The 21,015-nt window shown below is 69.6% G+C and carries 24 protein-coding genes and 1 other RNA gene; 8 read left to right on the top strand and 17 right to left on the bottom strand.

The genetic code is table 11. The features are described 5' to 3' along the window. Positions 1 to 59 precede the first annotated feature (59 nt). Positions 60 to 488 carry a MarR family winged helix-turn-helix transcriptional regulator gene (locus OH802_RS26090; RefSeq protein WP_406023300.1) on the top strand — a complete coding sequence of 143 codons (429 nt, stop codon included), beginning with the start codon at positions 60 to 62 and terminating at the stop codon, positions 486 to 488. Here OH802_RS26090 and OH802_RS26095 read toward each other — a convergent pair whose 3' ends face one another. After that, a complete protein-coding gene (locus OH802_RS26095) occupies positions 489 to 1,079 on the bottom strand; it encodes a DUF2017 domain-containing protein (protein ID WP_378834366.1) in 591 nt (196 codons plus the stop codon). Then, the gene (clpS, locus tag OH802_RS26100; protein WP_040755277.1) at positions 1,079 to 1,372 is read right to left on the bottom strand and encodes an ATP-dependent Clp protease adapter ClpS; all 294 of its coding nucleotides are present in this window, start codon (positions 1,370 to 1,372) and stop codon (positions 1,079 to 1,081) included. Before clpS ends, OH802_RS26095 begins: the two co-directional genes overlap by 1 nt. An 80-nt stretch (positions 1,373 to 1,452) precedes the next feature. Here clpS and OH802_RS26105 point away from each other — a divergent pair, with 80 nt between their 5' ends. The 3 genes from OH802_RS26105 to OH802_RS26115 are packed head-to-tail and all read left to right on the top strand — an operon-like array spanning position 1,453 to position 4,612. Continuing rightward, positions 1,453 to 2,691 (top strand): nicotinate phosphoribosyltransferase, encoded by a 1,239-nt coding sequence (locus OH802_RS26105; protein ID WP_406029414.1) that lies wholly within the window; start codon positions 1,453 to 1,455, stop codon positions 2,689 to 2,691. Between the two features lie 45 nt (positions 2,692 to 2,736). Next, positions 2,737 to 3,312: an isochorismatase family protein gene (locus OH802_RS26110; protein ID WP_406023301.1), complete on the top strand. Its 576-nt coding sequence runs from the start codon at positions 2,737 to 2,739 to the stop codon at positions 3,310 to 3,312. A gap of 55 nt (positions 3,313 to 3,367) precedes the next feature. Continuing rightward, on the top strand, positions 3,368 to 4,612 hold the full coding sequence (locus OH802_RS26115) for an MFS transporter (protein WP_406023302.1): 1,245 nt from the start codon (positions 3,368 to 3,370) through the stop codon (positions 4,610 to 4,612). A gap of 10 nt (positions 4,613 to 4,622) precedes the next feature. Here OH802_RS26115 and OH802_RS26120 read toward each other — a convergent pair whose 3' ends face one another. Continuing rightward, positions 4,623 to 5,225: a TetR/AcrR family transcriptional regulator gene (locus tag OH802_RS26120; protein ID WP_406023303.1), complete on the bottom strand. Its 603-nt coding sequence runs from the start codon at positions 5,223 to 5,225 to the stop codon at positions 4,623 to 4,625. Positions 5,226 to 5,284: 59 nt separating this feature from the next. On the opposite strand from OH802_RS26120, the gene OH802_RS26125 reads away from it, so the two are divergent. Together OH802_RS26125 and OH802_RS26130 are read left to right on the top strand one after the other, a co-directional pair. Then, positions 5,285 to 6,232: a patatin-like phospholipase family protein gene (locus tag OH802_RS26125; RefSeq protein ID WP_406023304.1), complete on the top strand. Its 948-nt coding sequence runs from the start codon at positions 5,285 to 5,287 to the stop codon at positions 6,230 to 6,232. After that, positions 6,229 to 7,710, top strand: a complete 1,482-nt coding sequence (locus OH802_RS26130; protein ID WP_406023305.1) for a flavin-containing monooxygenase — start codon at positions 6,229 to 6,231, stop codon at positions 7,708 to 7,710. Before OH802_RS26125 ends, OH802_RS26130 begins: the two co-directional genes overlap by 4 nt. Positions 7,711 to 7,735: 25 nt before the next feature. Here the strand turns inward: OH802_RS26130 and OH802_RS26135 are convergent, their stop codons facing one another. Further along, entirely contained in the window at positions 7,736 to 8,275 is a 540-nt protein-coding gene (locus OH802_RS26135; protein ID WP_357353650.1) for a DUF1697 domain-containing protein, read from the bottom strand. A 58-nt stretch (positions 8,276 to 8,333) separates the two neighbouring features. Here OH802_RS26135 and OH802_RS26140 point away from each other — a divergent pair, with 58 nt between their 5' ends. Then, the gene (locus OH802_RS26140) at positions 8,334 to 8,825 is read left to right on the top strand and encodes a MarR family winged helix-turn-helix transcriptional regulator (RefSeq protein WP_406023306.1); all 492 of its coding nucleotides are present in this window, start codon (positions 8,334 to 8,336) and stop codon (positions 8,823 to 8,825) included. On the opposite strand, the gene OH802_RS26145 is transcribed toward OH802_RS26140, so the two are convergent. The 5 genes from OH802_RS26145 to OH802_RS26165 all read right to left on the bottom strand — a co-directional run bounded on the left by OH802_RS26145 (position 8,822) and on the right by OH802_RS26165 (position 13,053). Then, the gene (locus tag OH802_RS26145) at positions 8,822 to 9,553 is read right to left on the bottom strand and encodes a copper homeostasis protein CutC (protein WP_406023307.1); all 732 of its coding nucleotides are present in this window, start codon (positions 9,551 to 9,553) and stop codon (positions 8,822 to 8,824) included. The genes OH802_RS26140 and OH802_RS26145 overlap by 4 nt on opposite strands. A gap of 143 nt (positions 9,554 to 9,696) precedes the next feature. Further along, a complete protein-coding gene (locus OH802_RS26150) occupies positions 9,697 to 11,484 on the bottom strand; it encodes a DEAD/DEAH box helicase (protein WP_406023308.1) in 1,788 nt (595 codons plus the stop codon). Further along, the gene (locus OH802_RS26155; protein ID WP_160024715.1) at positions 11,481 to 11,759 is read right to left on the bottom strand and encodes a DUF3039 domain-containing protein; all 279 of its coding nucleotides are present in this window, start codon (positions 11,757 to 11,759) and stop codon (positions 11,481 to 11,483) included. Before OH802_RS26155 ends, OH802_RS26150 begins: the two co-directional genes overlap by 4 nt. 21 nt (positions 11,760 to 11,780) lie before the next feature. After that, on the bottom strand, positions 11,781 to 12,347 hold the full coding sequence (locus OH802_RS26160) for a YqgE/AlgH family protein (protein WP_406023309.1): 567 nt from the start codon (positions 12,345 to 12,347) through the stop codon (positions 11,781 to 11,783). Positions 12,348 to 12,522: 175 nt separating this feature from the next. After that, on the bottom strand, positions 12,523 to 13,053 hold the full coding sequence (locus tag OH802_RS26165) for a hypothetical protein (RefSeq protein WP_406023310.1): 531 nt from the start codon (positions 13,051 to 13,053) through the stop codon (positions 12,523 to 12,525). Between the two features lie 125 nt (positions 13,054 to 13,178). Between OH802_RS26165 and OH802_RS26170 the strand changes: the two genes are divergently transcribed. Beyond that, positions 13,179 to 13,871 carry a TetR/AcrR family transcriptional regulator gene (locus OH802_RS26170; RefSeq protein ID WP_406023311.1) on the top strand — a complete coding sequence of 231 codons (693 nt, stop codon included), beginning with the start codon at positions 13,179 to 13,181 and terminating at the stop codon, positions 13,869 to 13,871. 19 nt (positions 13,872 to 13,890) lie between these two features. On the opposite strand, the gene OH802_RS26175 is transcribed toward OH802_RS26170, so the two are convergent. From OH802_RS26175 to ssrA, 8 genes are all read right to left on the bottom strand, one after another. After that, a complete protein-coding gene (locus OH802_RS26175) occupies positions 13,891 to 14,931 on the bottom strand; it encodes a DUF3048 domain-containing protein (RefSeq protein WP_406023312.1) in 1,041 nt (346 codons plus the stop codon). A gap of 105 nt (positions 14,932 to 15,036) precedes the next feature. Continuing rightward, the gene (locus OH802_RS26180; RefSeq protein ID WP_406023313.1) at positions 15,037 to 15,804 is read right to left on the bottom strand and encodes an SDR family NAD(P)-dependent oxidoreductase; all 768 of its coding nucleotides are present in this window, start codon (positions 15,802 to 15,804) and stop codon (positions 15,037 to 15,039) included. Positions 15,805 to 15,894: 90 nt separating this feature from the next. Beyond that, positions 15,895 to 17,058 carry a glycerophosphodiester phosphodiesterase gene (locus tag OH802_RS26185; RefSeq protein ID WP_406023314.1) on the bottom strand — a complete coding sequence of 388 codons (1,164 nt, stop codon included), beginning with the start codon at positions 17,056 to 17,058 and terminating at the stop codon, positions 15,895 to 15,897. A gap of 76 nt (positions 17,059 to 17,134) precedes the next feature. Further along, positions 17,135 to 18,046 (bottom strand): glycerophosphodiester phosphodiesterase, encoded by a 912-nt coding sequence (locus tag OH802_RS26190; protein WP_406023315.1) that lies wholly within the window; start codon positions 18,044 to 18,046, stop codon positions 17,135 to 17,137. Between the two features lie 115 nt (positions 18,047 to 18,161). Next, positions 18,162 to 18,569, bottom strand: coding sequence for an HIT family protein (locus OH802_RS26195; protein WP_406023316.1), 408 nt, complete (start codon positions 18,567 to 18,569; stop codon positions 18,162 to 18,164). Between the two features lie 79 nt (positions 18,570 to 18,648). Continuing rightward, the gene (locus OH802_RS26200) at positions 18,649 to 19,476 is read right to left on the bottom strand and encodes a hypothetical protein (RefSeq protein WP_406023317.1); all 828 of its coding nucleotides are present in this window, start codon (positions 19,474 to 19,476) and stop codon (positions 18,649 to 18,651) included. 37 nt (positions 19,477 to 19,513) lie between these two features. Beyond that, entirely contained in the window at positions 19,514 to 20,395 is an 882-nt protein-coding gene (locus OH802_RS26205; protein WP_406023318.1) for a phenylalanine 4-monooxygenase, read from the bottom strand. 232 nt (positions 20,396 to 20,627) lie between these two features. Next, positions 20,628 to 20,998, bottom strand: a transfer-messenger RNA (tmRNA) gene (ssrA, locus tag OH802_RS26210). Positions 20,999 to 21,015: the final 17 nt, after the last annotated feature.

Below are 21,015 nucleotides of genomic sequence, written 5' to 3' on the forward strand. Positions count from 1 at the left end.
CTATTTACTGAGGTTGGCTCACAATGAGGCCAACGCACGATGGCGTTAGGATTATTCCTGTGGACGAGACCGCCGACCTGCTGATGGCGGCAGCGCGCACCCTGCGCCGCCGCTTCGGCGACGCGACCGCCCGCTGGGGGGTCACCCCCTCGCAGGCCCGTGCCCTGCGGATGGTGCTCGCCGCCGATGAGCCGATGCGCCTCTCGGCCCTCGCCGAGAGGCTCCGCATCGTCCCTCGGTCGGCCACCGAGGTCATCGACGGCCTCGAGCTCCACGGCCTGGTCGTGCGCCAGCCGGATCCCGCCGACCGTCGGGCGGTCTGCGTGGTTGCGACCGAGGAGGGCGTACGCCTGGGACGACTGATCGAGGATGCTCGTCAACAGGCGGCCGACGAGCTCCTGCAGCCCCTGCCCGAGGAGGACCGGAAGACGCTCACCCGGATCCTGGTCACCCTGCTGGACGGTCGTACGGCCGAACGTTCGCCGTAGTCAGGACGCCGCCCACAGCGCCTCGACCATGGTCTCCTGCAGGATCCCCACCCACTGGTAGATCCCGTAGACCTGGCCGGCGGGGTCGTCGTCGGGCAGCGAGTCCCAGAAGTCCTCGTCGCCCTCCTCGACCCCGAGCCGGGTCGCCAGCGCGAGCCGGATGTCGGTGAAGGAGCGCATCCACGCCTCGGCGTCCGGGATCGGGAGCTCGACGTCGATGACCAGCCCGTCCTCGTCGAGCTCGGGCGGGAGGCCCGCCTCCTCGAGCGAGTCGATGATCGTGCACGCGGCCCGCGCCTTGCCGTCGCGCAGCCCACCCTCGGTGAACCGCCGGAACTCCCCGGCGGCCTCTTCGTCGTTCCCGTAGGCAGAGGGGAAGAGCCGCTTCAGGACCGGGTCCTCGGGCTCGGTGGTCGGCCCCGAGAAGTCGAGCAGCGCCTCGAGCGGGTCATCGCTCTCGGCAGGGGCGGCGACCTCGTTGCGCAACAGCTCGACGAGCTGCGAGGCCAACGAACGGAGCAGGTCGGCCTCGAACCCGGAGAAGGTCGCGATGATCTGCTTGCTGCGGCGGTGGTAGCTGAACCCGCCCATCAATCCTGCTTCTCCAGCGTCGCCCACAGGCCGTATTCGTGCATCGCCTGCACGTCGCGCTCCATCTCCTCGCGTGATCCGGAGGAGACGGCCGACTTGCCGTCGTTGTGCACCTCCATCATCAGCTTCTCCGACTTCTTCTTGGAGTAGCCGAAGTACTTCTGGAAGACGAAGGTGACGTACGACATCAGGTTGACCGGGTCGTTCCAGACGATGGTCACCCACGGGGTCGCGGGCGCTACGAGGTCGTCGACCTCGGGCTCGTCGAGCTCCACGGGGCTTGGCGCACTCATGCCATCCATCGTGCCACGATGTGCCCGTGGACTCGACAGCGGACTCGACCGCGCTCCTGACAGATCACTACGAGCTGACCATGCTCCAGGCCGCCCTGAAGGCGGGCACCGCGGAGCGTCGTGCCGTCTTCGAGCTGTTCCCCCGGCGCCTGGCCGGCGGGCGGCGCTACGGCGTGGTGGCCGGGGTCGGGCGGGCGCTCGACGCCCTCGAGGCGTTCCGCTTCGGCTCGGAGCAGCTGGCCATCCTGGAGGGCGTCGTCGACGGCCCGACCCTGGAGTGGCTGGCCGGCTACCGCTTCACCGGCGACATCTGGGGGTACGCCGAGGGCGAGACCTTCTTCCCGCAGTCGCCCCTGCTCGTGGTCGAGGCCAGCTTCGCCGAGGCGGTCGTCCTGGAGACGGTGCTCCTCTCGATCTACAACCACGACTCGGCCATCGCCACCGCGGCCTCCCGGATGACGCTCGCGGCCGGCGAGCGCCCGTGCATCGAGATGGGCTCGCGCCGCACCCACGAGGCGGCCGCGATCGCCGCCGCCCGCGCGGCCTATGTCGCCGGCTTCACGGCCACCTCCAACCTCGCCGCCCGCGCCCGCTTCGGCGTGCCCACGACCGGCACCTCTGCGCACGCCTTCACCCTCCTGCACGACACCGAGGAGCAGGCCTTCCAGGCCCAGGTCGCCTCCCTCGGCAAGGGCACCACGCTGCTGGTGGACACCTATGACATCGCCGAGGCGGTGGCCAAGGCGGTCGAGATCGCCGGCCCCGAGCTCGGTGCGGTGCGGATCGACTCCGGCGACCTGGGGCTCCTCGCCCATGACGTACGCCACCAGCTGGACGGCCTCGGCGCCACCGAGACGAAGATCATCGTCACCAGCGACCTGGACGAGTACGCCATCGCCGGCCTCGCGGCCGCCCCGGTCGACGGCTACGGCGTCGGCACCCAGCTGGTCACCGGCTCCGGTCACCCGACGGCCGGCTTCGTCTACAAGCTGGTCGCCCGCGAGGGCGCCTCTGGCGACCTGGAGCCGGTCGCCAAGAAGAGCGCGTCCAAGGCCTCGATCGGCGGTCGGAAGTACGCCCTGCGCCGCCGCAACCGCAAGGATGTCGCCGACGCCGAGGTGATCGGCATCGGCACCGCACCCGAGGGCGACGGCAACGACCGGCCGCTGCTCACCCAGCTGGTCAAGAACGGTGAGGTCGTGGGCCGCGAGCCCCTCGACGCCGCGCGCGAGCGCCACCGGGCTTCGGTCGCCGAGCTCCCCGTCATCGCCCACTCGCTCCTGAAGGGCGATCCGGCGATCCCGACGCTCTTCCAGTGATGTCTCGCCGGGCCGGTCTCGCCGGGCCGGTCTAGGCTGGCGGGCATGACGCGTGCACTGATCGTGGTCGACGTACAGAACGACTTCTGCGAGGGCGGGTCCCTGCCGGTCGACGGCGGGGCTCGGGTCGCCTACGACATCGGTCAGCTGCTGCGGGAGCGGGCGGCGAGCAAGGACCCGGAGCAGACGTACGGGCTGGTCGTGGCGACCAAGGACCATCACATCGACCCGGGCGACCACTTCGGCAACCCCCCGGACTACGTCGACTCCTGGCCGGCCCACTGTGTGGTCGGCACCGACGGCGAGGCCTTCCACCACAACCTCGACCCGGTCACCTTCGACGAGGTCTTCCGCAAGGGTGAGTACGCAGCGGCCTACTCCGGCTTCGAGGGCGCGGCCACCGGCGGCGCCAATCTCACCGACTGGCTCCGGGCCCACGGCGTCGAGGAGGTCGACGTGTGCGGGCTGGCGACCGACTACTGCGTACGTGCCACCGCGCTCGACGCCCGAGCCGCCGGTTTCCACACCACGCTGCTCGCCGATCTGGCCGCAGGCGTGGCCGCGGCGAGCACATCGGCTGCCATCGAGGAGATGCGCTCGGCCGGGATAACGGTCTCGTGACAGAATTGAGAATTTTGGGCAGATAGAAATCACCCGAAGGTCTATTCTCTCTCGAATGGCTCGGATCTCGGCGACAGCCCCACTTCGCGAACCCCACTTCCGCTGGTTCTTCGCCTCGCGATCGATCAACCTGGTGGGCAACTTCATGGCGCCCGTCGCCCTGGCCTTCGCGGTCCTGGAGGTCAGTGACGCGCCGATCGCGATCGGCGCCGTCCTCGCGGCCCGCACCATCCCGATGATCGTCTTCATGCTCATCGGCGGCGTGCTCGCCGACCGGATGGGCCGAGCCCGGATCCTGTTCGCCTCCAACCTGGTCTCGGGGCTGAGCCAGGCGGTCGTCGCCGTCCTCGTCATCGCAGGTGTCGCCGAGCTGTGGCACCTGATCGCACTCTCCGCGCTCAACGGCATCGTCTCCGCCGCCGGCCTGCCCGCCCAGCAGGGGATCATCCCGCTCGTGGTGCCTCGCACCATGCTGCAGGAGGCCAACGTGCTGATGTCGCTGACCCGCGCGATCGTCGCGGTCGCCGGTCCCGGCACCGCCGGCCTGCTCGTGCTCAGCGTCGGCGCAGGCTGGGCGCTCGCGCTCGACGCCGCCACCTGGATCATCGCGGCGCTGCTGCTGCTGCCGGTCAAGCTCAGTGGCTCGGTCGGCAAGGCCTCGGTCATCGGCGATCTGCGCACGGGATGGGACTACTTCCGCTCGACGAGCTGGCTGTGGCTCTGCGTCGGCGCCGCGACCATGCTCAACGCGCTCTACGAGGGCGGACTGCTCACGCTCGGCCCGCAGCGGGCCGAGGGCTCAGGGCTGGGCGCGGGCGGCTGGGGCCTGATCCTCACCTTCCAGGGGATCGGCGTGCTCGCCGCGACGCTCGTGCTGATGAGGGTCCGGCTCGAGCGGCCGCTGTTCTACGGCATGATCGGCATGGCCCTGTTCGGGCTGCCGATCGCCGCTCTCGGCTTCTCCACCGACCTCGCCGTGCTGCTGCCCGCGGCCGCCCTCTCCGGCGCCGGCATCCAGGTCTTCAGTCTCGGCTGGCAGCTCTCGATACAGGAGAACGTCCCCAGCGACCTGCTCTCCCGGGCATCCTCCTACGACCAGCTCGGCACCTACATCGCCATCCCCGTCGGGCAGCTGGCGATGGGGCCGCTGGCCGCTGCGTACGGGATCGAGAACATGCTCGCGATCGCCGGCATCGCCTACGTGGTGATCTCGCTGGCGACGCTGCTGAGTCCGGCCGTACGCCGCCTGAACCGGGTCTCCTTCCCGGCCCCCGAGCGCAACGGCGCCCCGGCGCACTAGCCCTCGCGGCCTACGACGCAGGCGTCGCGCTCTCCAGCAGCGAGCGCAGCAGGTCGACCAGGCTGGTGACCGAGAGGTCGGGGTCGAACGCACGCTGGACACCGAGCCCGATGCCCAGGGAGAGCAGCTGGACAGCGGCGTCCTCGGCCGGTGAGGCCAGTGCGAGGCCGAGGTCGGCGGCCTGCTGCTCGATGAGTCCGGCGATGGCCGCGGTGAGCTCGCGGCGCCGGCCGGCGAGCTGTTGGCTCACGCCCGGGACCCGGCGGGTGCTGGTCGCGAACTCGACCTCGAGCGCGGTCCAGCCGACGTCGCCGATGTTGGCCTCTGCCCACGCCGCGAAGGCGTCGATCCGGCCCTCGACGGTGTCGACGTCCCTGACGGCGTCCGCCAGGGACTGGGCCCGCTCCCGATGGATCACGTCGAGCACGGCCAGGCCGAGGTCGTGCTTGGTCGAGAAGTTCGAGTAGACCGCGCCCTTCGAGAAGCCCGCCGTGGTGGCGACCTTGTCGAGCGAGGTCGCGTTGTAGCCGTCGGAGAGGAACAGCCGGTGCGCGGTCGCGATGAGTCGCTCACGCGTCTGCGCGTGCGACTCCTTGCGCGTGATCCGACCCACGGGCCAGATCTTACCAGTTCGGGCTACCGCCGGTATTCAAATACCGTTAGTATCCGAATATGACCCCACGACGCGCACTGGCCATCGGCTGCGGCGGCACCCTCGGCTTCGCCTGGACGGCTGTGGCCCTCCGCGCCCTCGAGGAGGCGCTGGACTGGGACGTCCGCACGGCCGACGTCCTCGTCGGCACCTCCGCGGGCTCGGAGATCGTCGCGGCCCTCGGGTCCGGCCGTACGCCGCAGGACCTGCTCGACGCTCTCGATGGGACCCCTGGCGCCGACCCCGTCCTGACGGCCCACGTCGCCGCCCACCCCGGCACGGCGCCACCGGTGCCGGCTCCCGCGCTGCCCGCGCTCGGCCTGGTCCGCCCCGGCCTCTCCCGCCGATCGCCCTACAGCGCGCTGGCCGGCCTGCTCCCCCGCGGCCGCGGCGACGCCACCTGGCTGAGGGCGTACGGTGACGCGCTGGCCGACGCCGACGGCTGGGTCGACCACCCCGCGACCTGGCTGGTCGCGGCGGACGCGGCCACCGGCGAGAGGGTGGCGTTCGGCTCCGAGGACGCCCCCACGGCCACCCTGGGTGCGGCGGTCGCGGCCTCCTGGGCGATCCCCGGCTGGTTCCCGCCGGTCGAGATCGCTGGCCGTCGCTACGTCGACGGGGGTGCGGTCTCCTCCGTCTCGGCCGACCTCCTCCTCGGCCAAGCGGTCGACGAGGTCGTCGTGGTCGCCCCGATGACCACCGAGGGCGGCGTCCCCGCCCGTGGCGTCCACCGGATCGAACGCCTGCTGCGCTCCCAGATGACCGCCGTGCTCGACCGCGAGGTCGTCCGGCTCCGAAAGGCCGGCGTACGCGTCGTCCGGGTGGAGCCCGTTGCCGAGGAGCTGGCCGCGATGGGTCCCAACTTCATGGACCTCGGCCGTCGCGAGGCCACTCTCGCCGCGGCCCGCCGACACCTCCCCGACCGCGTCGCGGCCGCGATCTCGACCAGCGAAGGAGCAACCGCATGAGCACCCAGCACGAGGTCGTCGTCATCGGCGCCGGCATCTCCGGCATCGCGGCCGCGATCAAGCTGCGCGAGGCGGGCGTCGAGGACGTCGTCATCCTCGAGAAGGCCGACACCTACGGCGGCACCTGGCGGGCCAACACCTATCCGGGGTGCGCGTGCGACGTACCGTCCAACCTCTACTCGTTCTCGTTCGCGCCCAACAGCGACTGGTCACGGGTCTACGGCAACCAGCCGGAGATCCTCTCCTACATCGACGGCGTGGCCCGGGATCGCGGCCTCGAGGACATCACCGGGTTCGGGGTCGAGGTCCGCGGTGCGACCTGGAACGCCGAGTCCGCCGGGTGGCACCTGGACACCAGCGACGGCGAGATCACCACCCGCTTCCTGGTCGCCGCCGCAGGGCCGTGGAACGAGCCGAAGATCCCGGACCTGCCCGGTCTGGCCGAGTTCCCCGGCGAGGTCTGGCACTCGGCCCGGTGGAACCACGACGTCGACCTCGACGGCAAGCGGGTGGCCGTGATCGGCACCGGAGCGTCGGCGGTCCAGTTCGTACCCGAGGTCCAGAAGCAGGTCGCCGACCTGCACCTCTTCCAGCGCACCGCCCACTGGGTGCTGCCCAAGGTCGACCATCCGGTGCCGGACGCGGAGAAGTGGGTCAAGCACCACGTGCCGTTCTTCGAGAAGGCGCTCGGAGCGGTCGAGTACGCCGCCATGGAGGCCGTCGACATCGCCTTCCGCCGGCCGCAGCCGCTGATGCAGGGCCTGCAGCAGGTCGGCCGGGCCTACCTGCGCGCCGCAGTCCGGGACCAGGAGCTACGGGCGAAGCTGACGCCCGACTACCTGATCGGCTGCAAGCGGATCCTCTTCTCCAACAACTACCTGCAGTCGCTGACGAAGCCGAACGTCGAGGTGCACGCGACCGGCGTCGCCCGGGTCGAGGGCGCGACCGTGATCGGCACCGACGGCAGCGCGACGGAGGTCGACGCGATCATCCTCGGCACCGGCTTCCACATCCTCGACATGCCGGTCGCCGACCTGATCCGTGGAGCCGACGGCCGTACGCTCGCAGAGCACTGGGCCGGCTCCCCCGAGGCCTACCAGGGCACCTCGGTCACAGGCTTCCCCAACGCGTTCGTGGTGCTCGGCCCGAGCCTCGGCACCGGTCACGGCTCGGCCTTCGCCGTCGCCGAGTCGCAGGTGGAGATGATCACCGAGGCCATCACCACCGCCCGCGCACAGGGCTGGGCGAAGCTCGACGTCAGTCCGCAAGCCCAGGCCGCGTACGTCGCGGATGTGCAGGCCGCGCTCGCCGGCACCGCCTACAGCGGCGCGTCCTGCCACAGCTACTTCATCGACACCAACGGTCGCAACAGCTTCTCCTGGCCGTGGTCCACCGGCGAACTGGTCCGCCGGATCAGCCGCTTCGACCCGGCCGACTTCGAGATCACGGTCAACGAGACGGAAGAGATTCCCGCATGACCCGACACTCCAGTCGCCGCAGGCCTCAGGCCCACTTGTCGGCGAGCGTGCGGATCACGTTGATGTTGCGGTTGGTGCTGATGGCGATGTGGCGCTCGACGACGGCGTTGGTGATCTTCGTCTGCTGGAAGCTCTCGGTGAGCAGGTGCACGGCGCGGCCGATGACATAGACCCGCTCGCCCTCCCCCGCCCGAGCGACCAGCGCGTCCCGGGAGCCGGAGTCGGTGAGCTCCTTGCACAGGAACACGAACTGCTTTCCCTCGTGACCCATCCCGACCGCCGCGGCGTCGTTGGCGATCACCTTCAGCTCAGCGGGCGTCACGCAGATCGTCGGCACCTCGAAGAATCGGTCGGCCGCGAAGGCCTCCTCGAGGATCGCCTCCATCTCGGCCCGGTCGCCGACCGGGTGGTCGAAGCGTACGTTGCCTGTGTTGATGTAGGTCTCGACATCGGTTCCGCCCGCCCTCACCACGGCGGCAGAGATCGCCTGTTTCGGGAATTTCCGGGTCGCACCGAGGTTGATGGCGCGCAGGAACGCGATCCAGGTGTGCCGTTCCGTAGTCATTCTCAGATAGTCTCCACCCGTTCACCGCGCCGCAACCCCCAACTCTGGATTCCGATCGATGCCTTCACAGCAGCTGCTTCCCTCGGAAGCCCCGACCGCCTCGGCGACACCCATGGCCTCGGGCTCCGCTTCGGCGAAGACCCTGGACCTCTCCAGCGACCTCGTCGTCTACGCGGCTCGGCTCATGCGCCTGGTCCGCCGAGCGCTCGACCTTCCGGCCAGCGTCCGGGTCCTCACGATCCTCGACGCCATCGGACCGCTCGGCATCACCGACCTGGCCCGCGCCGACGGCTGCTCGCAGCCGACCATGTCGGCCCAGATCGCCCAGCTGGTGGAGACCGGCCTGGTCAGCAAGGAGCCCAACCCCGCCGACGCGCGGGCGAGTCTGGTGACCCTGACCGACGCCGGCCGCGCCGACCTCGCCGACGTACGTGAACGCATCTCCCACCTCATCGCCGAGCGGCTGGAGTCGCGTCACCGCACCCAGGCCGATCTCGAGGGCGCCGTCGCCGTGCTGCGGGACCTGGTCGAGGGCGACTCCCCCGCCTAGGCCAACGCGGCGGCCGCTGCGGCGATCACGTCGGCATCGGTCACCCAGTGCCCACCGTCGTCGGCGACTCCCAGCGCCACCCGGCCGGCCGTGACGACCCGTCGCTTGGCGGAGAGATGTATGCCCTCGACGCCGAGCGCCGCGAGCGCCCCGATCGCGTCGACGGTCACGCCACCTCCGGCCAGTACGTCCGGTCCGCCGACCGCGACCATCTCGGCGATCGTCGCGGCCCCTGCCGCGGCGGCCGGCGCGCCTCCTGAGGTCAGCACCCGGTCGACCACGCCGTCCAGCGCCCGGATCGCCGCGACCGGGTCCGCGCTGAGGTCGATCGCCCGGTGGAACGTCACCGACGCCTCGTACGCAGCGGCCGCCCCCGCCACCTCCCGGACCAGCTCCACGTCGGGCTCCCCGTGCGGGGTGAGCGCGCCGATCACGATCCCGTCGGCTCCGGCTTCCAGGACCGTCGCGACCTCGCGCCGCAGGAGGTCGCGCTCCTCGACGGAGTAGCCGAACCCGCCCGGCCGGGGCCGGACGAGCACATGGACGCCCTGCCAGCCGTCATCGGCGTCGACGCCGCCGACCTCGTCGAGGACTCCCTCGACCAGCCCCTGCGACGGGGTGACGCCACCGACCTCGAGGGCGGAGCAGAGCTCGACCCGGTTCGCCCCGCCCGCACGCGCGGCGAGCGCGCCTGCCACCGACGTCACGGCGATCTCGAGTGCTGTCATCGCGTTCTCACGACAGAGAGTGTGCCCGACTCCTCGACCCTCCCGCCGAGTCGGCTCATCCTGACCAGTTCCGACGCCGAGTCGGCTCGTCTTGACGAGCCGACTCGGCGGGAATTTCGGTCAGGATGAGCCGACTCGCCGATTCAGGCCGAGCCGCGCGCGGCCCAGTCGCGCAGGGTGTCGATGCGGGCCTTGAGCTGGTCGGCGTTGGCGACGGCGGCGGGCGGGCCGCCGCACTCCTTGCGGAGCCGGTTGTGGGTGACGCCGTGGGGCGTCTTGGTGCGGTGGTGCCATGCGGCGACCAGGCCGTTGAGCTCGCGGCGAAGCACGGCAAGCTGCTCGTGGGCGGCGACCGCGGCCACGGGCTCGTCGGCCGCGACCGGCGCCGAGGCCGAGGCGGACTTCTGCTTGCGCGCCCGGTCGCTCTGCCGCTGCTGGAGCACGGTCCTCATCTGGTCGGCGTCGAGCAGCCCTGGGATGCCGAGGAAGTCCATCTCCTCCTCGGAGCCGACGTGCACCTCGCCGGAGTGGCCGAACTCGCCGCCGTCGAAGAGAACCCGGTCGAAGCGCGCCTCGGAGCCCATCGCCTCCCAGGCCCCCAGCTCCTCCTCGGAGGCGCCCTCCTCGGCGTTGGCCGCGGCCATCAGCGCGTCCTCGGCGGCGAAGATGTCGTCCTCGCTGGTGACCTTCTTGCCGAGCACGTGGTCGCGCTGCAGCTCCAGCTCGGAGGCGAAGCCGAGCAGGTTCGGGACCGACGGCAGGAAGACGGAGGCGGTCTCGCCCCGCGTACGAGCACGTACGAAGCGCCCCACCGCCTGCGCGAAGAAGAGCGGCGTCGAGGTGGTGGTCGCGTAGACCCCGACCGCGAGCCGGGGCACGTCGACCCCCTCGGAGACCATCCGGACCGCGACCATCCAACGGTCCTCGGACTCGGAGAACTTGGCGATCTTCTTCGAGCCGGCCTTCTCGTCGGAGAGCACCACGGTCGCGCTCTGCCCGGTGATGGTCTTCAGCGTCTTGGCGTAGGAGCGCGCCGAGTCCTGGTCGGTCGCGATGACGAGCCCGCCCGCGTCCGGGACGTGGCGCCGCACCTCGGTCAGGCGCTTGTCGGCGGCCGCGAGCACCGACGGGATCCATGATCCGGCCGGGTCGAGCGCGGTCCGCAGCGCCTGCGAGGTCAGGTCCTTGGTCAACGGCTCGCCGAGGTGGGCGGCGATCTCGTCGCCTGCCCGGGTGCGCCACTGCATCTGTCCCGAGTAGGCCATGAACAGCACCGGCCGGACGACGTGGTCGCGCAGCGCCTCGGCGTAGCCGTAGGTGTAGTCGGCCGCCGAGCGCGGGATGCCGTCCTCGCCGGGTGCGTAGGTGACGAACGGGATCGGGTTGGTATCGGAGCGGAACGGTGTGCCGGTCAGCGCCAGCCGTCGCGCGGCCGGCTCGAAGGCCTCCCGGACCCCCTCGCCCCACGAGAGCGCGTCGCCGGCGTGGTGCACCTCGTCGAGGATCACCAGCGTCTTGAACCGCTCGGTGCGGATCCGCATCGCGAGCGGGTTGACCGCCACCCCGGCGTACGTCACCGCGATCCCGACGTAGTCGGCCGATGTCTTGCCCTGGCCCGCGGAGTAGGTCGGGTCGATCGCGATCCCGGCCCGCGCGGCGGCCTCGGCCCACTGGACCTTGAGGTGCTCGGTGGGCGCGACGATGGTCACCCGGTCGATCAGCCTGCGGCCGAGGAGCTCGGCGGCGACGGTCAACGCGAAGGTCGTCTTCCCGGCGCCGGGCGTCGCGACGGCGAGGTAGTCACGGGGCTGTTCGGACAGGTATTTGGACAGCGCCTCCTGCTGCCAAGCGCGCAGCTTGGGCGCAGTGCCCCACGCGGCCTTGTTGGGCCACGCGGGTGTGAGGGCGCCGGGAAGGTCGGCGCTACTCACTCGTCGTCGCCCTCGCCACCGCTAGGCGGCATCCCCTCGAAGATCTCCTTGCAGTCGGGGCAGACCGGGAACTTGGACCCGTCGCGGCTCGGCACCCACACCTTGCCGCACAGCGCGACCACGGGCGTGCCCATGACCATCGCCTCGGTCAGCTTGTCCTTCTCCACGTAGTGGGAGTAGCGGTCGTGGTCACCCTCCTCGGTGGGGACGTCCTGCTCGCGGATGTCCTCCCGTTCCTTGACGGCTTCTTTCGTGCCGAATCCCAGGATGCCCATGCCCCCAACCTTACTAGCCCGCTAATTCAGTTCGGGGTCGGGCGGTCGCGTGGCGTGGAAGGCCAGCTCACCGGGCTGACGCCGGAGCACCGCTGCCCACATCGAGCTCACGTCGTCGAGGAAGGAGTCGTACGGCTCGCTGTCGACGACATACCAGGACCCTTCGTCGACCTCACCCTGGAGCTGGGCAGCGCCCCAGCCGGCGTATCCGGCGAAGATGCGCAGCCTCGACAAGGTGCCGTCGACCAGCTCGACGGGCGTGTCGAGGTCGAGCAGCCCGAGGCGCCCGAAGACGGGCCGGAAGCCCAGCGGCGGGTCGTCGGAGTCGACCAGGAGCGCGACCGCGATCGCGGAGTCCGTGCTCACCGGGCCGCCCTGGAAGAGGACGTCGGGATCGGCGACGGAGGTCGCCCACGGATGGAGCACCTCGGCGACCGGTACGGGCGAGGGCCGGTTCAGCACCACGCCGAGCGCACCGTCGTCGTTGACCTCGATCAGGAGCACCACGGTGTCGACGAAGTTGGGGTCGCGAAGCTCCGGGGTGGCTACCAGCAGCCGCCCGGCGCGTACGTCCTTCTGCTCCGTCATGACGCCATGATCGCACCACCTCGGTCACGCCACCCGCAACAAGAAACCAACAAAGCACGCCGATCGGAACGAGACAGGAAAAGGCCCCGGGGCCGGCACTTAGGGAGGTGCGGAGGGAGTCCGCGAAGGGAGCGCACCGGCACCCGGGGCCTGGTCAGACGGCCCGTACGCAACTTCAGGCCGCCGAGCGGACCGCTCGGAACATGTCGACGAGGCCGGCGAAGGGCCCGCGCTCGACGACCTCGACGGCCGGTACGTACTCGGCACGGGCACGCGCCTCGATCATCGAGCCGAGACGGACGCACTCGGCGTCGGCGAACGCGCCGCGGCCGGCCATGACCGCGAGGGTCAGGTGCTCCTTGGCCTGCGACTTGGCCAGCGCGGTGGCCATCGCCTCGTCGACAGGAAGCGCGTGGTAGCGGTCGAGGACCGTGCGGATGCCGGGCAGGTCGTCGGCAGCGCCGTGCCAGGCCCGGACGACGGCGTCCTCGAGGTCCATCGGCTGGCCGGCGAGCTCGCTCTCGATACGGCCGGACAGACGGGTGTGCCAGCGCAGCTGCAGGGCGGCGAGCAGATCGAGCTCGTCGGTGAAGGTTTCGGTGACGCCGGGAAGATCCATGGGCAGCAGACCGTCTCGACGCTCGTCGATGACGGCGACCACGCCGCGGAGGATCTCCCCGCGCTTGTGATGGCTGGTCCAGCTCATTTGTCGGCTCCTTGCGGAAGGTGAGCACTCACATACCGTGAGTACGTACCTATAGTATTGGACATACCGACGGTATGGCCAACACCTGGGACGGTGATTCCGAACACGGCCGTTAGAGTGGACGAGTGGCAAAGTCGTCCGTGAGCAAGCTCGTCCCCAAGGTTCCTCCGCTTCCGTCGGTGCCGGGGATGTCACGGAGGCAGCAGTTCTCCGCCTCGACCAAGAAGACGCTCGTCGAGGTCGCCGAGAGACTCTTCACCGAGCACGGCTACGCGAGCACCTCACTGGACGCCATCGTGGCCGGGGCCGAGGTCACCAAGGGCGCGCTCTACCACCACTTCAGCGGCAAGCAGGCGCTCTACGAGGTCGTCTTCGAGAAGGTCGAGGCCGCCACCGCGCAGAGCATCGACGCCGCCATGCGCGAGACGAAGGACCCCTGGGAGCAGGCCCGAGCCGGGCTGCGTACGTTCCTGGAGGCCGTCCAGCAGCCCACCTACCGCCGCATCGTCGTGCAGGAGGGGCCTGCTGTCCTCGGCTACCAGCGCTACCGCGAGCAGGAGGAGCGCTCCACCTTCACCGTCGTCGAGGACATCGTCGCCGCCGTCCTGCGGGCCGGTGACCGGACCGTCGACGACGAGATGGTCGCGACCTTCGCCCGGCTCTTCTTCGGCGCGATGTCGGCAGCCGGCGAGTCCGTCACCGAGGCCAGCGATCCCGAGGACGCGGCCGAGCGCATCGAGCTGGCCGTGACCTACCTGCTGACCGGGGTCCAGACCCTGGCGAAGCAGGGCGTCAAGGTCGAGGACATGCGCGAGTAGATCGCGCGATCTCTGCGCACTACTTGACGATCACGCCACCGGGCTCGACCTGGCCGTTGCCCTTCGGGATCAGGTCCAGCCAGACCTTGCCCGGCGGGATCTCGATCGCGGCGCCGCTGGCGTCGGTGAACGTCACCGCACCCTTCTCGCCCTTCTTCACCCAGGTCGCCTCGACGATCTGGCCGGCGCGCATGATCCACGCCTTGCCCCGGCCGGTGAAGTGGGAGACCGGCACGATCGCGCCGCCCGGGTCCTTGTAGGGGGCGATGGTGGTCTTGGTCTGCGCGACCACGACGGTGTCGGCGAGGAACTGGCCGCTCTTGGACATGTAGTTGTTCTGCAGGCGGTACTTGCCGCCCTTGAAGACCCAGTTGTCCGTGCGCGCCTGGGAGAACTTCACGTCGACGGCCTTGGCGGGCTTGCCACCAGCCAGCTCGGTGGTCGCGTCGCCCCAGGGCATGAAGTCGCCGGGCCGCTTCGCCTTGCCGTCCTTCGCGGCCGCGTTGCCGGCCTTCGCGACCTTGCCGACCACGCTGTGCAAGAAGTCGTGGGGCTTGCTGGTGTCGCGTACGACGTAGGGGGTGGACATGTCGATCCACGAGATGTCGTGCTTCTTCAGCTGCGCGAAGGTGTACGGCGCCGCGCCGCTGGTCATGATCTTGGCGTCGATCGGCGCGGCGATCCCGGCGTCGGTGGCCCGCATCGAGCGGACCGGACCGGCCTCCTTCGGAAGCTGGGAGTAGTACGCGACGGCCAACCGGGTCACGCCACCCTCGACCAGCTCCTGGACGACCAGGTCGGCCTTGGCGAGACCGTACTGCGGGTCGCTGGCCGAGGTGTTGTCGATCTTGACGATGTAGGCGGGGTGCTTGCGCGCGGCGGTCTGCCCCTCGGGGAGCTCGACGCCCGTCAGCGGCTCGTGGTCGGGCTCAGCAGGCGCGGACGGCGACGGCTTCGCGTCCGTCGGCTCCTCAGAGGAGCCACAGCCGGTCAGGACCAGACCCGCGGCGGTCAGCGTCGCCGCTGCTCGCAGGAGGAACCCCGGGCGGGACGTACGCATCATCAATCTCCATCTGCATCTGCATCGGCTCAGTACCAAGACGAGTGTCAGACGGTAATCGTTGCGCCCAACGGGCCCGCGCCCGGGGTTCCTTCTTCGAAGGACTCAGGCGACGGTGGCGCCACCGTCGACATAGAGGGTCTGGCCGGTGATGTAGGAGGCCTCGTCGCTGGCCAGGAAGGCCGCGGCGGCGGCGATGTCGGCGGGCTCGCCGACGCGCTTGACCGGGTTGGCGTCGGCCGAGAGCTTGCGGAAGTCGTCCACGTCGAGCCCGAGGCGGGCCGCGGTCTGGTCGGTCATCTCGGTGGCGATGAACCCCGGCGCGATGGCGTTCACGTTGACACCGAACGGGCCGAGCTCGAGCGCGAGGGTGCGGGTGAAGCCCTGCACGCCCATCTTGGCGGCCGAGTAGTTCGCCTGGCCGCGGTTGCCCAGGGCCGAGGTGGAGGAGACGTTGATAATCTTGCCGTACTTCTGCTTCACGAAGACCGCCTGCGCGGCCTTCGACATCAGGAAGTGGCCCTTGAGGTGGACGTTCATGACCAGGTCCCAGTCGTCCTCGGTCATCTTGAAGAGCAGGTTGTCGCGGGTGATGCCGGCGTTGTTCATCAGGATGTGCAGGCCGCCGAGCTCCTCGACGATGCGAGCGACCGCGGCCTCGGTGTCCTCGGCCTTGGCGACGTTGGCGCCGATGCCGACCGACTTGGCACCCTCGGTCAGCGGAAGCTTCGCGGCGGCCTCAGCGGCGGCGGCCTCGTCGAGGTCGATGATCGCGACCGAGGCACCCTCCTCGGCGAAACGCGTGGCGACTCCGAAACCGATCCCGCGCGCTGCACCGGTGATGACTGCGACGCGTCCGTCGAAACGACCCATGACTCAAACTCCTTTGGTTGTGACCGGGCCCACGAACACGTGCGGCCCCCGCCGACAATAGCGAGGGCCGTACGTCATGTCGCGAGGTGTCTACTGATTGGTAGCCAGCCAGGCGTTGCGCGCCCGCACGGCCGAGTCGGGGTAGTCGGCGAAGACGCCGTCGACGCCCGCGTCGAGGAACGCTGTCACCTCAGCCGCGATGTCCCCCTTGGCCAGCGGGTCGGTGCCGTTGCGGAAGTCGGCCGCCATGTACTTGTTCTCCTCGCGCAGGGTCCACACGACCACCTTCAGGCCGACGTCGTGAGCGTCGCCCACGACTGCCGTCGGGCCGGTCAGATAGCCGTCGGCACCCTGCGGGAGCACCCACTTCTTCTCGGGGGCGACCCAAGTGGCGTACGCCTCGATGTCCTTGAGGCCGCCGGGCGTGAGCATCGCCTTGTAGGTGAGCCCGGTGCCGGCGACGACCTGGTCGTAGGGGGCACCGGAATTGCTGACCAGCTGGACGAGCGAGGCCTTGGTCAGCCGATCGATGTCCTTCAGGTTGCTGATCTCAAAGGACTGCACCGAGACGGGTGAGTTGCGGCGATCGTAGCCGTAGCGCTTGATCAGCTTCGCCAGCGGCTCCTCCAGGGAGAGGTCGATGGAGTCGAAGTAGGTCGGGTGCTTGGTCTCCGGAGCGAGGCCGATGGTGCGGCCGGCGCGCTTGGACTCGCGCTGAGCGAGGGCGAAGACCTCTGCGATGGTCGGCACCTCGAACCGGCCGTCGTAGAGCGTGTTGCCCGGGCGCTCCTGCGGCAGCCGCTCCTTGGCACGCAGGGTCTTGAGCTCGGCGAGGGTGAAGTCCTCGGTGAACCATCCGGTCAGCGCGGCGCCGTCGATGGTCTTGGTGATCTTCCGGTCGGCGAACTCGGGACGCGCCGAGACGTCGGTCGTACCGGAGATCTCGTTCTCGTGGCGGGCGACGAGCACGCCGTCCTTGGTGGAGACGACGTCGGGCTCGATGACGTCTGCACCCATGTCGATGGCCAGCTTGTAGGCGGCCAGGGTGTGTTCCGGACGGTGGCCCGAGGCACCGCGGTGGGCGAAGACGAGCGGCTCAGCGGTGTGGTGCTTGCCCGCCTGGACGGCTGTCGTGGTGCCAGCGGTGGTGACGGCCGAGGAAGGATTCGAAACCAGAACGGTCCCGGCGACGAGCACGGTGGTCAGGGCGAGCCCGACGCGACGCATGCGGGTGGTGGGGTTCAACGTGGTCATGCCCCGATCACACCGGCCCCGGGAGTCCCTGGGCCCGGTGTGCGGTGAACGTGGCGTGACGATCTGCCGAAGCGCCTCAAGCAGCATCGCCCAAGTCTAGGGACGGCGTACGCCGCCCAGCGATCACTTCGCGGAGCACGTCGGGGTTGTTGGTGATGATGCCGTCGACACCGCGGTCCAGGACGGAGCTCATCGTGGCGGCGTCGTTGACCGTCCAGGAGTGGATGTGCATCCCGAGCGTGTGCACCCGGGCGACGTAGCCCGCGTCGAAGGAGCCGAAGTGTGGGTTGATCTGGTCGGCCCAGGTGTAGCTGTCCAGATCGGCGTAGGCCGGGGTGCCGAGCAGGCCGACCGGCACCTCGGGCTGGATGCTCTTGTAGGTCTTTATCGAGTCGAAGTCGAAGCTCTGCACGGCGAGGCGGTCGGCGGCGACCGCGGCGGCCACGTAGCCGGGGAACGAGTCGAACTCGGCCGCGACCTTCTTCTCGATGCCGGGGTAGAGCTCCGGCGACTTGATCTCCATCAGGATCCCGGACGGCGTCGGCCGCACCTGCTCGACCATCTCCCTCAGCGTCGGCACCGGCTCGCCGGCGTACTTCTCGCTGAACCAGGAGCCGGCGTCCAGCGTCTTGATCTCGGCGAGGGTGAAGTCCTTGACGTTCCACGGCGAGCGGCCGGGGAAGCGCTGCTCGACGTCGGTGGTGCGCGACAAGGTCGTGTCGTGCATCAGCACGAGCTCGCCGTCCTTGGTGGCCTGCACGTCCGACTCGATCCAGTCGGCCCGCTGCTCGATGCCGACGGCGAAGGCGGCGAGGGTGTTCTCCGGGGCGTAGGCGCTCGCCCCACGGTGGGCGGTGACGGTGATGTCGTCGGCCCGGTTGGCCTCGACGGCGTTGACCGCCACCGGAACGATCATCGTGCCTGCTGCCAGCGCAACGCCGGCCAGTGCTGAGGTGAAGGTTTTGGACGCGACGGACGACAGCGACATTGCGCACTCCCGGGATCAGTGGACAACAACTGATCTCGAGTGAATCGGCCCTCCCCGACCTCGCCCCGACCTCTTCATGGCCGGAGCCGTACGCCTCGGTGAACTCAGCCCGGAGTCAGCCCAGCACGGCACGCAGCCGGTCGGCGTACTCCTTCTGCTCGCCCTCCCGATATTTGTGGCGGGGCCAGAAGAAGCCCTTGAGGCCGTCACCGCGGGTGCGGGGGACGACGTGCAGGTGGAGGTGTGGGACGGACTGGCTGACCACGTTGTTGATCGCCACGAAGCTGCCCTGGGCGCCGAGCCCGTCCACGACGGCTGCGGCCAGGCGCTGGGCGTTCGCGACGAAGCGTTCGTGCAGGTCAGAAGGGAGATCGAGCAGCGTAGCGAGATGCTGCCTGGGCACCATCAGGATGTGGCCCTTCTGCACCGGCCGATGGTCGAGGAAGGCCAGGAAGCCCTCGTCCTCGAAGACCACCTCGGCGGCCAGGTCACCGGCGACGACGTCGCAGAACACACAACTCACGCCGCCACCTCCGTTGCGCAAGCGCCATCGTACGGACGCGGCGGCGTGTAGAGCTCATGGTTCGCTCGCTGACGCTCGCTCACGACTCGTCTCCCCACGACAGCGTCGCGACCACGAGGTCGACGGTCGGCAGGGCCAGGTCGGCGAGGTCGGGGTGCGGGAAGGAGTAGATCAGCCGCGACTCGTAGAGCCGGTCGGGCGAGGCCACCCACCGCTCCCCCACGGTCGTCGTCTCGGCCTGCAGCGGGTGCCGCACCATGCCGAACGGAGCCGGCCGGCTCAGCGCGACCGCCAGCCCGGCCGGGCGCCGCCCGACCCGCTGCAGCCAGTAGGCCAGGAACGCGGCGCCCTGCTCGACTGCCGCGTCCTTGGCGGCAGCCATCCACTGTGCCCAGTCGGGCTGCTCGACCCTGGACCGCTGCACCTTCGGGAGGACCTTGGCGGCCAGGTCGGCGAGCTGGTAGTCGCGTACGTCCTCGTCGGACATGTCCACGACGTACCACTCCTGCGCCTTCGGCAGCCGCAGGTCGACGTGCGGCTTGGGGCCGATCGCCTTGAGCACGTCCTTGATGCCTGCCCGGAACCGGTTCGGCCCGGCCGGGTCGAAGGTGACGTACGCGATCTCCTCGATGTTGGCGGTCAGGAACTCCCGCAGCCCGTCGGCGTTGCGCAGCTGCGCGCGCCGGCGGGTGTCCTCGGCGAGGAAGGCCTCCAGCGCCTCCTGGGAGGAGAAGAGCATCGCCTCGTACGGTGGCCGGTTGCCGCGGTCCCCGGGAAAGACCCTGATCCGGGCCTCGTCGAGCTGGGGAACGACAACCTGCCCCGTACGCAGCGCGGCACCGACCGCGTCGGCGTCGGCGGCGGCGAGCGCCGCCTCCAGCGCGCGGTTTCGGTAGCCATCGATCATCTTCCGAGGCTAACGCCTCGGAACCGGTCGAATCGGCCTAGACGGCGCCGAGACGCTGTGGCGTGTCGTCGTCGCAGGTCGCGAAGAAGTTTCCGACCTCATCGACCATGTGGCTGAACGACTCCGCGGCAAAGAGCACCGGCTGGTAGTGGGTGATGTCGTAGTCGACCGTCGCCATCTGGGCGAAGTCGATCGGACGCACCTCCACCTCATGCATCTCCTCGATCTCGCCGTAGGACGAGAGCAGCCCGGCCCCGTAGGCCTTCAGGTCGCCGTCCTCGTGGAGCACGCCGAACTCGATGGTGAACCAGAAGACGTCGGCGACGACCTGGAGCGCCTCCCTGGTCTCGACGCGACGCGCGGCGGCACCTGCGAGACGCTTGACCTCGGCGACCTGGGGGTCGGCGAGGAGGTTCCCGTGGCCGATCACCTCGTGGATGATGTCGGGCTCCGGGGTGTAGAGCGGCACGGCGTGGTGACGCAGATACTGCGTCGAGTGGAACTGCCCGTCGGCCAGGCTCCCGTAGAACTCCTCCAGCGGGACGATCCCCGCGGCCGGGACGTACTCGAAGCCGGTCAGCGGCTTCAGGCCGGCGCTCACCTCGTCGAGCTGTGGCACCCGGTCCTGCGGGAGGTTGAGAGCCTCCACGGCCGCGATGTAGTTGCGGCAGGCGTACTTCGCGTGCAGCGGTGCGATCTCACGGCACACCGTGCGCCAGATCTCGTTCTCCGTCTCGGTGTAGTCGATCCGGGGAACGGCGTCCCCCGGCTTCCAACCCAGCGCCGCGGCAGCGATCTCGCTCCGCCGTGCCCGGTAGTCCTGGTCTGCGAACCCGGGGTGGTTGTCCCCCAGATGCACCTCGACCTGCCCATCCTCGCCCACGGTGACGGGTGAGTAGAGCTGTCCTTCCTCGAACATCCTTACCTCCATGTGACGTACGCCTCACAACCCTATCGCGCACGCAAGAGAAGTCATCCCGCCAGGGAGATGAACAACCGGAAGTCTTCCGACAAGAGCGGCCAAGCCACAAACACCAGCCACGCGGAACTAAGGGGGTGCGGGGGATCTCCCCCGCCGCGACGCGGAGCGTCGCCTGAAAATGACAAACCGACGCGGCCCTCCGAATGGAGGGCACACGTCGGCCAAAGGTTTGTGGAGCTGCGGGGAATCGAACCCCGGTCCTCGAGCGCCGTGCCAGGTCTTCTCCGGGTGCAGTCTGTGGGTGGCGTTCTCTCATCCCCGGGGCTCGACGCAGACACGTCCCCGACAGGCTCAGCCGACTAGATGTCCCTCATGCCCCGTCGGCATGTGCATGAGGTTGAGTCTCCTAGATGACGCCTGGATCCGAGCCGGAGACGGATACTCGGTCAGACGCTTCGATCACCGCTCAGGCGGCGAGAGCGAAGGAACTGCGCTTAGCGTTGGCAGTTATTGGTTTCCAGCGATCGTTTACGAGATGACGCTGGCTCCTCGACCCGCTTCCCCTGGGAGCAACGTCCCAAGTCGAAACCGATCAGCCCCTTTTGAGTTTTCAACGC

It is taken from the genome of Nocardioides sp. NBC_00850, from assembly GCF_045207335.1.
Lineage (GTDB): Bacteria > Actinomycetota > Actinomycetes > Propionibacteriales > Nocardioidaceae > Nocardioides.